At 61.8% G+C, this 13,908-nt stretch carries 10 protein-coding genes; 3 read left to right on the top strand and 7 right to left on the bottom strand.

Annotation, left to right across the window (positions count from 1 at the left end):
• Window positions 1–273: 273 nt before the first annotated feature.
• Window positions 274–2,799, bottom strand: a complete 2,526-nt coding sequence (locus C5F70_RS20325; protein ID WP_104903955.1) for a sulfite reductase flavoprotein subunit alpha — start codon at window positions 2,797–2,799, stop codon at window positions 274–276.
• Between the two features lie 134 nt (window positions 2,800–2,933).
• Window positions 2,934–5,219 carry a TonB-dependent siderophore receptor gene (locus C5F70_RS20320; protein WP_017845452.1) on the bottom strand — a complete coding sequence of 762 codons (2,286 nt, stop codon included), beginning with the start codon at window positions 5,217–5,219 and terminating at the stop codon, window positions 2,934–2,936.
• Window positions 5,220–5,423: 204 nt separating this feature from the next.
• Between C5F70_RS20320 and C5F70_RS20315 the strand changes: the two genes are divergently transcribed.
• Window positions 5,424–6,104, top strand: coding sequence for a Fe2+-dependent dioxygenase (locus C5F70_RS20315; RefSeq protein ID WP_017845451.1), 681 nt, complete (start codon window positions 5,424–5,426; stop codon window positions 6,102–6,104).
• Between the two features lie 2 nt (window positions 6,105–6,106).
• Window positions 6,107–6,856, top strand: a complete 750-nt coding sequence (locus tag C5F70_RS20310) for a tetratricopeptide repeat protein (protein ID WP_104903954.1) — start codon at window positions 6,107–6,109, stop codon at window positions 6,854–6,856.
• A gap of 49 nt (window positions 6,857–6,905) precedes the next feature.
• Here C5F70_RS20310 and C5F70_RS20305 read toward each other — a convergent pair whose 3' ends face one another.
• From C5F70_RS20305 to C5F70_RS20285, 5 genes are all read right to left on the bottom strand, one after another.
• Window positions 6,906–8,069, bottom strand: coding sequence for a type III PLP-dependent enzyme (locus C5F70_RS20305; RefSeq protein WP_017845449.1), 1,164 nt, complete (start codon window positions 8,067–8,069; stop codon window positions 6,906–6,908).
• A 474-nt stretch (window positions 8,070–8,543) separates the two neighbouring features.
• Complete coding sequence (locus C5F70_RS20300; RefSeq protein WP_017845448.1) at window positions 8,544–9,701, bottom strand: betaine/proline/choline family ABC transporter ATP-binding protein; 1,158 nt, start codon at window positions 9,699–9,701, stop codon at window positions 8,544–8,546.
• Window positions 9,698–10,351 carry an ABC transporter permease gene (locus C5F70_RS20295; RefSeq protein WP_017845447.1) on the bottom strand — a complete coding sequence of 218 codons (654 nt, stop codon included), beginning with the start codon at window positions 10,349–10,351 and terminating at the stop codon, window positions 9,698–9,700. Before C5F70_RS20295 ends, C5F70_RS20300 begins: the two co-directional genes overlap by 4 nt.
• An 11-nt stretch (window positions 10,352–10,362) precedes the next feature.
• The gene (locus C5F70_RS20290) at window positions 10,363–11,256 is read right to left on the bottom strand and encodes a glycine betaine ABC transporter substrate-binding protein (protein WP_017845446.1); all 894 of its coding nucleotides are present in this window, start codon (window positions 11,254–11,256) and stop codon (window positions 10,363–10,365) included.
• Between the two features lie 20 nt (window positions 11,257–11,276).
• Complete coding sequence (locus C5F70_RS20285; protein WP_226926039.1) at window positions 11,277–12,029, bottom strand: ABC transporter permease; 753 nt, start codon at window positions 12,027–12,029, stop codon at window positions 11,277–11,279.
• 295 nt (window positions 12,030–12,324) lie between these two features.
• Between C5F70_RS20285 and C5F70_RS20280 the strand changes: the two genes are divergently transcribed.
• Entirely contained in the window at window positions 12,325–13,908 is a 1,584-nt protein-coding gene (locus C5F70_RS20280) for a peptide chain release factor 3 (RefSeq protein WP_017845444.1), read from the top strand.

Genomic DNA, 13,908 nt, shown 5'->3' with positions numbered 1-13,908 from the left:
ACTTGGAATACAGTCAAAAACTGACTTGGAATACAGTCAAAAACTGACTTGGAATACAGTCAAAAACTGACTTGGAATACAGTCAAAAACTGACTTGGAATACAGTCAAAAACTGACTTGGAATACAGTCAAAAACTGACTTGGAATACAGTCAAAAACTGTGGGAGGGGGCTTGCCCCCGATAGCGGTGTGTCAGTAACCCATGAGTTGACTGATCCACCGCCATCGGGGGCAAGCCCCCTCCCACATAGGTTCTTCAGTGGTTAGAGGATCTCAGTAGACATCGCGGCGATAGCGGCCCTGTTCGATCAAGCGCTCCACCGCCTCACTGCCCAGTACCTCATGCAGCACCCGATCCACCCCCGCGGCCATCCCCTGCAAACTGCCGCACACATAAATCGCCGCGCCGTCCGCCAGCCATCGACGCAACACGTCCGCCGATTCGCGCAGGCGATCCTGCACGTAGATCTTTTCCTCCTGGTCGCGGGAAAACGCCAGGTCCAGCAGCGCCAGGTCACCGCTGGCCAGCCAGCCTTGCAGTTCGTCCTGGCACAGGTAGTCGTGGGCGATGGTGCGTTCGCCGAACAACAGCCAGTTGCGCTGCTGGCCGTCGGCAATGCGTGCCTTGAGCAAGCTGCGCAAACCGGCGAGGCCAGTGCCGTTGCCCAGCAGGATCAACGGCGCAGGCGCGTCCGGCAGGTGGAAACCACTGTTGCGGCGCAGGCGCAGGCTGATGCTCGAGCCGAGGGCCGCGTGTTCGGTCAGCCAGCCCGAGCCAAGGCCGAGTGTGCCGTCCGGATGACGTTCCTGGCGCACGATCAACTCCAGCACGCCGTCGCTGGGAATCGAGGCGATGGAGTATTCGCGCATGCCCAGGGGCGCCAGCGCGTTCACCAGCGCCTGGGCATGCAGGCCCACCAGATGGGCGCGGTTGTCCGGCAGTTGGCGGGTGGCCAGAGCCTGGTCGAGGGTGTGCGCCAGGCCGTCGATCAGTACGCTCTCGCTGCCGGCCAGGCCCAGGCCCCCGAGGAACTGCGCGATGGCTCGGCTGCCGTTGCGCGGCAGGATTTCCACCAGGTCGCCGGCCGTCCAGCGTTGCCCTGACGGCACGCTCAGCTCCAGCAGGTACACAGCCGAACCGACACTGCCAGGGTTGAGCAAGGTGCGTTGGTTCAAGCTGCAGTTTTCATACTGTGCGCTCGGCCACGCCGCTGTCGGTGCGTGCCCGGTGAGTTGCCCCAGCTGTTGTTGCCAGTGCTGCAGGGCATGGGTGTCGCCGCTGTCGACTTCCACGGGGGCGAACAACGGGGTGCCGCCCTGGTTGGTCAGCCAGAAGTGCAGGCGCCGCGCAAAGCCGCAGAAGTGCTGGTACTGGCGATCGCCGAGGGCCAGTACTGAGTAGTTCAAGCCCTTGAGGGACAGGTCCTGCCCGAGCACGCTGCGCTCGAAGCCACGGGCGCTGTCGGGGGCTTCGCCGTCGCCGAAGGTGCTGACCACGAACAGCGCATTTTCTGATTGGCGCAGTTGGTCCTGGCTGACGCTGCCCAGTGGCTGCACGTTCACTGGCAAGCCCGCGGCCTGCAGTTGCCCGGCGGTCTGCCAGGCCAGTTGTTCGGCAAAACCGCTCTGGCTGGCGAAGCCGATCAGCCAGGCCGGCGCATGGCTGTGATTGGCGCTGAGGCGCTCGCGGGCATCGCGTACCTGGCGTTTTTTACGGCGACGGTCGAGGTACAGCAGCCAGCCGGTGATGAAGAACAACGGCATGCACAGCGCGCTGATGGTGAGGATGATCCGCCCCACCAGGCCGAAGTAACTGCCGGTGTGCAGCGCGTAGAGGCTGGTCAGCAATTGAGCCTTGAGGCTCTTGCTGGCGTAGCGCTCGTGGGATTTCACCGCGCCGGTGGCCGGGTCCAGGTTGATCTGGTTCAGCGCGCGGTCGTGGGGCGAGTTTTTCAGCAGGTAAAACACCGTGGCCGGCTGCCCGGCGACTGCCGGCATGCGGATGTTGTAGGCACTCAAGTCGGGGCCGGCGCTGCTGTAGATGCTGCTCCAGATCGCCGCGTAGTTGGCTTCCGGCGTCGGACCCGCGGGCGGTGGGCCGCGTTTGCGCATCCGTTCGTTCTGCGGGGCGTCCGACAGCAGCTTGTTCAGGCCCTGGTTGTACCATTCGTAGGACCACGACAGGCCGGTCAGCGCCGCCAACAGATAGAACAACAGGCACCAGGTGCCGAACACCGAGTGCAAGTCCCAATTGAAGCTGCGACCTTTTTTGCGCCAGTCCAGGGTCAGCCACACGCGCCAGTTCGCCACCTGGCGCGGCCAGCGCAGGTACAGGCCGGACAGGCAGAAGAACAGCAGGATCAGCGTGCAGGCCCCGGTGATTTGCCGGCCGGTGTCGCCCATGGCCAGGAAGCGGTGCAGTTGCAGGAGAAACCCGAACACGTCCTGGCCGACGGCGTCGCCCATGTAGTCGCCGGTGTAGGGGTCGAAGTAACGCATCTGGCCGCGCCGTTCACCCGGCGGCGGGGTGAAGAACACGCGTGCGGCGGTGCCGCTGTCGGTTTCCACCCACAGCATCGACACGCGCTTGCCTTCGCTGGCTTCGAGCTTGCGCACCAGCTCGGCGGGCGGCAGTACCCCGGCGTCGCGTTTTGCCACGCTCAGCACGCTGGGGTTGAGCGCGCGCAGTATTTCATCCTGGAACGACACCGCCGCCCCGGTGATCCCCATCAAGGCCAGCACCAGCCCGGCAGTGATGCCGAAGAACCAGTGCAACTGGAACAGGGTTTTCTTCAACACGTCGGACCGCCTCGCTCATCTGGATATCTGTAGCACGGCGCGCATTATGCCGTGGGTTGTCGAGAAACTTTGTTGTTTAACACGCAAAAGCCCCACGCATCGATGCGTGGGGCTGTTGGCTGCGGGTTGACCGTTTAGAAGTGAAAGCTGGTGGTCAACAGTGCGGTGCGCCCGGCTGCCTGGTTGGCGAAGTGGGTCGAGAAGGCCTTGTCGTAGTAGGTTTTGTCGGTCAGGTTCTGCACGTTCAGTTGCAGATCGACGTTCTTGGTCAGCTTGTAGCTGGCCATGGCGTCGTAGCGCGTGTAGGACGGTACATACACGGTGTTGCCGGCATCGCCGTAGACCTCGTCGACATAGAACGCACCGCCGCCGATGGTCAGCTTCGACGTGATGTCGTAGGTGGTCCACAGGCTGAAGGTGTTCTTCGGCGTATTGGGCATTTGGTTGCCCTCGCTGGAGCCGGCGCTGAGCACCCCGTTGCGCCCGTTGCGTCCGGATTTGACCAGCTCGCTGTCGAGGTAGCTGTAGCCGGCGAACACTTGCCATTGATCCGTGAGTTTGCCGCTGGCCGAGAGTTCGAGGCCATCGACGCGGGATTCACCGGCGTTCTCGTAGGTCAGGGCATCCACCAGAATGCGCGTGTTCTTCTTCTCGGTGCGGAACACGGCAGCCGTCAGCGAAAGGCGGTCGTGGAACAGATCCCACTTGGTGCCCAGCTCGTAGTTGACGGTTTCTTCCGGTTGCAGGTCGCTGGTGGCGGCGCCGGCGGACAGTGGGTTGCCGTCGGAGCCTTCACCGACCAGACCACCGGCCGGCGTGGCCGAGGTGGCGTAGGACGCATAGATGCTGGCGTTCTCCACCGGCTTCCAGACCAGGCCGGCCTGCCAGTTGAAGAACTGGCTGTCGTCTTTGATCTTGGTGCGCCCGGCGGTGGCGTTGGTGTTGGCCTCGGTGTCGAAGGTGTCGTAGCGCAGGCCGACGTTCAGCAGCCATTTCGGGTCCAGTTCGATGGTGTCGAACACGTAGGCGCCGCGGCTGGTGGCTTTGGTGTTGGTGCCGTTGTAGTTGCGCGCGATGCTGCCGGTCCAGGCGTCGTCCGGGTTCGGGTTGCTCAGCGAGGTGCATTGGCCGCCCAGGCTGCCTTTGGCCACGGTGCAGACCGGGTTGGCGTTGGGGCTGATGGTGTAGCTGCTGACACGGGTTTCTTCGCCGGTGAACTCGAGTCCGGTGGAGTAGGTGTGCTTGAAACCCAGCGCGTGGAAGTTGCCGAACAGATCGGTCTGGTTGGTGGTGGTCTCGGTGGTCGACACGCGGCTGTTGGCGCGGCGCCACACAGTACCGAACTTGTTGACGTTGAGTTTGCTGTCGTCCGGTTGCGTGAGGATATAGTCCTGGCCGGTGTTGCCATGGCGCAGGGTGTTTTTCAGCGTCATGTTGTCGTTCAGGTCGTGTTCGACGGAGACCGTGCTGATATCGGCGCGGGTCTTGCGGAAGTCGCGACTCTTCAGGCCGTAGAAGTTATTGCTGTCGCCGCCGTCGTTGGGTTTGTCGTGTACGTGGGCGGTGGCGGTCGCGGAGCCGTAACCGTAGGGGATCCCCGAATCCGGCAGGTCGTCGCTTTCCATGTGGTAGTAGCTGACGTTGACGCGGGTCGGCGTGCCCAGGCCAAAGGTCAGCGACGGCGCCACGCCCCAACGGTCGTAATTCACCGCGTCGCGGCCGGCGACGTTTTGTTCGTGGCTCATCAGGTTCAGGCGGAACGCGGCGCTGTCGTCGAGGAATTGGCGGTTGACGTCGAGCACGTAGCGGCGGGTCTGGTCGGAGCCGTAGGTGAAGCCGCCGTTGGTGAAGTCGCGCGCCTGGGGCGTCTTGCTCACCAGGTTGAGGCTGCCGCCGGCCGAGCCACGCCCGCCGAACGAAGAGTTCGGGCCTTTGCTGACTTCGATCGATTCGATGTCGAAGATCTCACGGCTCTGGCCGCCGGTATCGCGCACGCCGTCCAGGTAGGTGTCGCCCTGGGCGTCAAAACCGCGGATGAACGGGCGGTCGCCCTGGGGGTTGCCGCCTTCACCGGCGCCGAAGGTAATGCCGGGCACGGTGCGCAAGGCATCCTGCAACGAGGTGGCGGCGGTGTCCTTGAGCACTTGCTGTGGCACCACGGTGACCGAGCGCGGCGTGTCCACCAGCGGCGCAGTGTACTTTTGCGAAGAGGCTTTTTCGACCTGATAGGAGGTGGCGTCCTGTGCTTCCCCGGTGATGCTGGTGGCGCCCAGGGAGATGCTGTTGCGCTGGCCTTTCTGTTCGGTGTCGTCGGCCGCTTGCGCCAGATGGGCGACAGAGCTGGCGCCGAGTGCAACGCCGATGGCCGAAGCCAGCAGGCGTGGTGAACTGGCAGGTGTTTTTATGCAAGTGCGCGACATGACGTGTCCTTTCCCCAAGGATGTGAGGCCGCGGAATATAGGCTGAACAAGACTTTGTATCAATTGCGACTTATTGCTATTCGTAGCTAATTTACATTCTTTACACTTTTTCCTTACGGTTTTTACGATCTCGTTCGTCTTCGGGTTTTACAGAGAGGATAAGAATCAATACCATTAACGTCTTTCCGCTCTCAGGTAGTGCTCATGTTGCTGCATATTCCCGGCCTGTTCTCTCGTGAGGAAGTGCAGCGCATTCGCCAAGCCCTGGAAACCGCCGACTGGGCCGACGGTAGAATCACCGCCGGGCACCAGTCCGCCAAGGCCAAGCACAACCTGCAATTGCCCGAAGGCCACCCGCTGGCCAAGGAAATCGGTACGGCGATGCTGGAGCGGTTGTGGCAAAACCCGCTGTTTATGTCGGCGGCGTTACCGCACAAAGTCTTCCCGCCGCTGCTCAACTGCTACACGGCCGGGGGCAGTTTCGACTTTCATATCGACAATGCCGTGCGCCAGCCCAAGGGCAGCCAGGAGCGGGTGCGTACCGATCTGTCGTCGACGCTGTTCTTCAGCGACCCGGAGGACTATGACGGCGGCGAACTGGAGATCCAGGACACCTTCGGCGTGCAACGGGTCAAGCTGCCCGCCGGCGATATGGTGCTGTACCCCGGCTCCAGCCTGCATAAAGTCAACGCCGTGACCCGTGGTGCGCGCTACGCCTCGTTTTTCTGGACCCAAAGCCTGGTGCGCGAAGACAGCCAGCGCACCCTGCTGTTCGAGATGGACGGTGCGATCCAGCAACTGACCGCGGCGGTCCCGGACCACCCGGCGTTGATCCAGCTCACCGGCACTTACCACAACCTGTTGCGTCGCTGGGTCGAGGTCTGAGCATGGGCTTTTTATTGCGCCGTGAAGAAGTGCTCAACGTCGAGCAGTTGCAGCGCATGCTCGACGACTCGCCAGTGCGCGCGGCCCAGGCGATCCTGATCGCGGCCAGGGAGGGCGTGGCGGATGCCCAGGCCTTGCTCGGGCAGATCCTGCTGGAAGGGCGCGGCATCGAGCGCGATGAAGCGCTGGCACTGCGCTGGTTCCAGATCGCGGCGCAGGGCGGGCACCTGATGGCGCGCAACATGCTGGGGCGTTGCCGCGAGCATGGCTGGGGCTGCGTCGCCGACGAAGCGGCGGCGGCGCGGGACTATCGGCTGGCGGCCGAAGCCGGGTTGGACTGGGGGCAATACAACTACGCCAACCTGCTGGCCACCGGTCGCGGTGTCGCCGAGGACCAGGCGCACGCGCTGAGGTGTTATCGCCAGGCGGCGGAGCAGGGCCACGCCAAGTCGATGAACCTGTTGGGGCGCTATCTGGAAGAGGGCCGGTTTTGCCCGAGGGATCCGGACGCTGCCGTGGCGTGGTATCGACGCTCAGCCGAAGCCGGGGATTTCCGTGGGCAGTTCAGTTACGCGGCGGTGCTGGCCGACAGCGGCCAGATCGAGGCGGCGCTGGTGTGGTTGCGCAAGGCCTTGGCCGGCGGCAATCTGAAGTTTTTGCGGGTGGCGCACAAGGCGCTGGCGCAGGCGAATGATCCGCGGATTCGGGCGATGGCCGATGCCTATGAGCAACATGCCATGACCTGTTTCTGAGCGATAAAAAAACCCATGACAGGTCATGGGTTTTTTGTTCGTCGCCGTCTTACACGTAATACGACTTCAACGGTGGAAAGCCATTGAACTCAACCGCGCTGTAGCTGGTGGTGTACGCACCGGTCGACAACCAGTACAACCGATCACCGATCGCCAGGTTCAACGGCAGGCCGTACTTGTAGTTTTCGTACATGATGTCGGCGCTGTCGCAGGTAGGACCGGCGATCACCACTTCTTCCATCTCGCCTTTCTTCTCGGTCCAGATCGGGAACTTGATGGCTTCGTCCATGGTTTCGATCAGGCCGGAGAACTTGCCCACGTCCGTGTACACCCAACGCTCGACGGCGGTGCGCGATTTACGTGCCACCAGCACCACTTCGCTGACCAGGATGCCGGCGTTGGCGATCAACGAACGGCCCGGTTCCAGGATGATTTCCGGCAGGTCGTCGCCGAAGTCTTCCTTGAGGAAGCGGATGATTTCTTCGGCATAGGTTTCCAGGCTGTTGGTGCGGGTGATGTAGTTGGCCGGGAAGCCGCCGCCCATGTTGATCAGCTTGAGGTGGATGCCGTCTTCTTCCTTCAGGCGCTCGAAGATCACTTTGACCTTGGCGATCGCCGCGTCCCACACGCTGATGTCGCGCTGTTGCGAGCCGACGTGGAACGAGAGGCCATACGGCACCAGGCCCAGGTCGCGGGCGAGGATCAGCAGGTCCATGGCCATGTCGGTCTGGCAGCCGAATTTGCGCGACAGAGGCCAGTCAGCCGTGGTCGAGCCTTCGGTGAGGATACGCACATAGATTTTCGAGCCCGGCGCGGCCTTGGCGATGTTGCGCAGGTCGGCTTCGGAGTCGGTGGAGAACAGGCGCACGCCCTTCTCGTAGAAGTAGCGGATGTCCTTGGATTTCTTGATGGTGTTGCCGTAGCTGATACGGTCGGGGCTGACGCCGCGGGCCATGACCTTGTCCAGCTCGTAGATCGAGGCGATGTCGAAGCTCGACCCCTTGTCTTTCAACAGGTCGATGATCTCGACGGCCGGGTTGGCCTTGACTGCGTAATAGATTTTGGCGAATTCGAAACCGGCGCGCAGGTCATCGTAGGCCTGGCTGATCATCGCGGTGTCGATCACCACGAACGGGGTTTCTTGCTTGTCGGCGAACGCCTTCATTTTGTCAAAAGTGGCGCGCGCGAAATAATCTTCGACGTTGATCGACATGCTGGGAACTCCTAAGGGCAAACTAAATTGATCAATGGGTGCAAATGAACGTCCTCCGTATCCCCACTTTGGTTCGCCTACTTCCCAAGGCATGTCGCCGAAAGCAAAAAGGCCATGGGATAAGCTTCCCTTGGCCTTGCTGTCTCGTCGTCAGTACTTGAGCCGGATGGATCGTTTCCAGCATGGACGTTCGGCGCGAACTTTAGGGCGTGAGGGGCTTGAGATCAACTAAAAATGTCGCGTTTTTGCACGCGTTCGTCGCGGGACCGGGTGCAGCTACTTATGTAACCGACCGGTGTGACGGATTGATGTTCCCCGCAGGCGGATAATCAGGGGGATTTCCCTGACACACCACGGACCAAATGTGGGAGGGGGCTTGCCCCCGATGGCAGTGTGTCAGTCATGAATATATTGACTGATACACCGCCATCGGGGGCAAGCCCCCTCCCACAGTTTTAAGCGTGTTGTATCAGGTCAGGCCAGGGCGGTTTCGGCAGGCGAAACGATACTGGTCTTGCCCCCGCGCGACTTGCCGGAGCTCAGGTACTCGGCAATCGATTCCTGGGTCACTTCGCCCAAAAACACCCGCTCGGCGTCCATCACCGGCAACCATGAACGGTTGAACTCGTACATGCGCGACAACAGGATGCGCAAGTGCTCGTCATACGCGGCCGTGGCGTTGAATTCGCGCAGGTATTGACCGCAAGTGCCGGTCTGACGGTGCAGGTCGCGACGGCGCACATAGCCCAGCGCCTTGTTGTCGGCGCAGGTGACCACCACATAGCGGCGGTCGAGTTCGTCCATCAGCTCCAGGGCATCGGCCACCGGGGTTTCCGGGCTGACCGACGGGGCGTTGTCTGCCGCGTCTTCGGCTTTTACCAGCAGCAGACGCTTGAGGGTGCTGTCCTGGCCGACGAAGTTGCTGACGAACTCATCCGCCGGGTGCGCCAGCAGGGTGTCCGGGTGGTCGATCTGCAGCAGTTTGCCGGCGCGGAAGATGGCGATCTTGTCACCCAGCTTGATGGCTTCGTCGATGTCGTGGCTGACCATGATCACGGTCTTGTTCAGCGCGCGCTGCATCTCGAAGAACTCGTTCTGGATCATCTCGCGGTTGATCGGGTCGACCGCGCCGAACGGCTCATCCATCAGCAGCAACGGTGCATCCGCGGCCAGCGCCCGGATCACGCCGATGCGCTGTTGCTGGCCACCGGACAGCTCACGCGGGTAGCGGTGCAGGTACTGCTTGGGCTCGAGCTTGATCATGCTCATCAACTCGCGGGCGCGGTCGTGGCATTTCTGCTTGTCCCAGCCCAGCAACTTGGGCACGACCACGATGTTTTCCTCGATGGTCATGTTCGGGAACAGGCCGATCTGCTGGATCACGTAGCCGATGTTGCGACGCAGGGTCACTTCGTCGAGGTCGGTGGTGTCTTCGCCGTTGATCAGGATCTTGCCCGAGGTGGGCTTGATCAGGCGGTTGATCATTTTCAGCGTGGTGCTCTTGCCGCAGCCCGAGGGGCCGAGGAATACGCAAATCTCGCCTTCGTTGACGGTCAGGCTTACGTCGTTCACGGCGGAGACAGTCTTGCCGTTGCTTTGGAAAGTCTTGGTCAGGTGTTGAAGTTCGATCATTTGAGCAGTCCTTTTGGAGTCAGCGAGCGTTGCAGCCATTGCAGAAGCAGGTCGGCGAAGATGGCCAGGAGACTGACCAGCACGGCGCCGACGATCAGCATCGACATGTCGCTGCGGCTGATGGAAGCCAGAATAAGTACACCCAGGCCGCCGGCGCCGATGGTGGCGGCGATGGTCATCACGCCGATGTTCATCACCACGGCGGTGCGTACACCGGCGAGGATCACCGGTACGGCGATGGGCAGTTCGACCATGCGCAGGCGCTGGCCGAAGGTCATGCCGATGCCTTTGGCGGCTTCGCGGATGCCCGGCTCCACGCCGGTCAGGGCCAGGTAGGTGTTACGCATGATCGGCAGCAGGGAGTAGAGGAACACGGCGGTGATCGCCGGCATTGGCCCCAGGCCCTGGCCGAATTTGGAGTAGAACGGCAGCAGCAGGCCAAACAGGGCGATGGACGGCACGGTCAGCAGCACGGTGGCGCTGGCTTGCAGCGGGCCGGCCAGGCTCGGGAAGCGGGTCATCAGCACGCCGAGGGGTACGCCGACGACAATCGCGAGGATCACGGCAATGCCGACCAGGGTGATGTGCTGCCAGGTCAGGTGCAGGACTTGGGCCCAATCAAGATGGGAAAAGGCGTTTAAAAATTCCATGTCTTCTCCTCTTAGTTGAGTGGATGCTGGCGCAGGAAGTCGGCGGCGACGGCGGATGGGCTTTCATGGTCGACGTCGACCCGCGCGTTCAGCTCGCGCATGGTTGTATCGTCAAACAGTGCGGCCAGTGGCTTCAGATCGGCGGCCAGTTGCGGATGAGCGTCCAGGTACACCTGACGCACCACCGGCGCGGCGGTGTAGTCCGGGAAGTAGTGCTTGTCGTCTTCGAGCAGCTTCAATTTGAAGGCATTCAGGCGACCGTCGGTGGTGTAGACCAGGCCGGCAAACACCTGGCCGTTACGCAACGCGGTGTAGACCAGCCCGGCGTCCATCTGCCGGGTGTTTTTGCGGGTCAGGTTCATGTCGTAGAGCTTGACCATGCCGCCCATGCCGTCGGAACGGTTGGCGAACTCGGTGTCCAGGGCCACCAGGCGCGTGGCCTTGGTTTTTTCCGCGAGGGCTTGGGTCAGATCGCTGATCGTGTTGATCTGCGGGAATTCCTGGGCCACGTTCTCAGGCAATGCCAGCGCGTAGGTGTTGCTGAATTTCGATGGCGAAAGCCAGACCAGGCCTTTTTTCGCGTCGAGTTCTTTCACCCGAGCGTAGGACTGTTCGCTGTCGAGCTTCTCGTCCACATGGTTGTAGGCCACCAGCGACACGCCGGTGTATTCCCAGATCAGGTCCAGTTGCCCGCTTTCCTGGGCACTGCGCGCCAGGTTGCTGCCCAGGCCGCCGGTCACGCGGGTGTCGTAACCCTTGGTGCGCAGGTACTGGGAAGTGATTTCGGCGAGCAGGGTCTGTTCAGTGAACACCCGTGCGCCGATGCGGATGACCGGTTTTTCAGCGGCTTGCGCAACCCCTGCAAACAGCAGGACGCAGCTCAATATCAATGTCAGTTTTTTCATGTGAATTCCTTTGCCGAGCCTTAAGACGCACGCACTCCGCGTTCCAGCCAGAGGCGGCTGCCCATGGTCACCAGACCGTCGAGCAGCAGGGCCAACAGCGCGGTACACGCGGCGCCGAGCAGCAATTGCGGCTGATTGTTCAGGGCGATGCCGGGGAAGATCAGGCTGCCCAGGCTGTTGGCGCCGATCAGGAACGCCAGCGGCGCGGTGCCGACGTTGATCGCCAGGGCCACGCGCACGCCGCCGATGATGATCGGCACGGCGTTCGGCAATTCGACGCGAAACAGCACCTGGCGCGGGGTCATGCCGATGCCGGTGGCGGCTTCTTTCAGCGAGCCCTGGACGTTTTTCAGACCTTCGTAGGTGTTGCGCACGATGGGCAGCAATGAAGCGAGGAACAGCGCGAAGATCGCCGGGCCGCTGCCGATGCCGAGGACGCCGAGGGCGATGGCCAGTACGGCCAGGGGAGGGACGGTGTTGCCGATGTTGAAGATCTGCATGAAGCGTTCGGCGCGCCCGACCATGTTCGGGCGGCTGAGCAGGATACCGGCGGGGAGGCCCACAATCAGGGCGGCCAGCATGGAGACTAGGACGAGAATCAGGTGAGCTTGCAGGTAAAACAACAAATCGTCGCGGTACAGTTCGATGGTGTTGATGCCGATCCAGTGGATCAGCAGGGCCAGGAGAGCGACGACAACCGCTCCTCCTATCAGCCCTTTGCCATAGCGAATAGCCACAGGCGGACTCCTTTTTTCTTCTGTCGGCGAACACATTCCTGCGTGGCATGCCACTGCTGGCTGCCGTTGAATGTGGTCGCGAAAAGCAGCTCGCCCATGCCGGCAAAAGCGGCATGAGGTCAAGCCATGAGCGCAGCCTCGTCAGGCTAACTTGCTGATTTTTCAGCCCCTGTTTCGAGTGCGGTTGCAGGGGAGTGGACGTCTCTACCTTTTAAAAGGTTCCATACTTGGCAGTATTTAGCCACCCCCAACCGGGTGAACGGTGGTCCGGCACCCTGGGTTTGCGCTATACTCGCCGCCCTTTTTTGACTCACCTGCCAGGCGATTTCCCATGACCCACCAGGCCGCCGAAGTCGCGAAACGCCGCACTTTCGCCATTATTTCCCACCCCGATGCCGGTAAAACCACCATCACCGAGAAGCTCTTGCTGATGGGCAAGGCGATCGCAGTGGCCGGCACGGTGAAATCCCGCAAATCCGACCGCCATGCCACCTCCGACTGGATGGAAATGGAAAAACAACGGGGTATTTCCATTACCACGTCGGTCATGCAGTTCCCGTATCGCGATCACATGATCAACCTGCTCGACACCCCGGGCCACGAAGACTTCTCCGAAGACACCTACCGCACCCTGACCGCGGTGGACTCGGCCTTGATGGTCCTCGACGGCGGTAAGGGCGTCGAGCCACGCACGATTGCGTTGATGGACGTCTGCCGCCTGCGCGACACGCCGATCGTCAGCTTTATCAACAAACTCGACCGCGACATCCGCGATCCGATCGAGCTGCTCGACGAAATCGAAGCGGTGCTGAAGATCAAGGCGGCGCCGATCACCTGGCCGATCGGTTGCTACCGCGACTTCAAGGGCGTGTACCACCTGGCCGACGACTACATCATTGTCTACACCGCCGGCCACGGTCACGAACGCACCGATGTGAAAATCATCGAGAAGCTCGACTCCGACGAAGCCCGCGCCCACTTGGGCGATGAGTACGACCGCTTCGTCGACCAGCTGGAACTGGTGCAGGGCGCCTGCCACGAGTTCAACCAGCAGGAATTCCTCGACGGCCAACTGACCCCGGTGTTCTTCGGTACCGCATTGGGCAACTTCGGTGTCGACCACGTGCTCGACGCCGTGGTGGACTGGGCCCCGCGCCCGCTGGCCCGGGTCGCCAACGAGCGTACCGTGGAGCCGGTGGAAGAGAAATTCTCGGGCTTCGTGTTCAAGATCCAGGCGAACATGGACCCCAAACACCGCGACCGTATCGCCTTTATGCGAATCTGCTCCGGCAGATACGAAAAAGGCATGAAAATGCGCCACGTTCGCACCGGCAAGGACGTGCGAATCGGCGATGCCCTGACGTTCTTCTCCTCCGAGCGTGAACAGCTCGAAGAAGCCTACGCCGGCGACATCATCGGCCTGCACAACCACGGCACCATCCAGATCGGCGACACCTTCACCGAAGGCGAAACGCTGGGCTTCACCGGCATCCCGCACTTCGCCCCGGAACTGTTCCGCCGCGTGCGTCTGCGCGACCCGCTGAAATCCAAGCAACTGCGCCAAGGCTTGCAGCAACTGGCGGAAGAGGGCGCGACCCAGGTGTTCTTCCCCGAGCGCAGCAACGACATCATCCTCGGCGCCGTCGGTGTGCTGCAGTTCGATGTGGTCGCCAGTCGCCTGAAAGAGGAATACAAGGTCGAATGCTCCTACGAGCCGATCACTGTGTACTCCGCGCGCTGGATCGAGTGCAGCGATAAGAAGAAGTTGGAAGAGTTCTCCAACAAAGCCGTGGAAAACCTCGCGGTCGACGGCGGCGGTCACCTGACCTACCTGGCGCCGACCCGGGTCAACCTGGCGCTGATGGAAGAGCGTTGGCCGGATGTGAAATTCCGTGCGACCCGCGAGCACCATTAA

The sequence above is a fragment of the Pseudomonas sp. LH1G9 genome, assembly GCF_002949975.1.
Taxonomy (GTDB): domain Bacteria; phylum Pseudomonadota; class Gammaproteobacteria; order Pseudomonadales; family Pseudomonadaceae; genus Aquipseudomonas; species Aquipseudomonas veronii.
The sequence above is the reverse complement of the archived record's forward strand: the minus strand, read 5'-3'. Positions and strand labels throughout refer to the sequence as shown.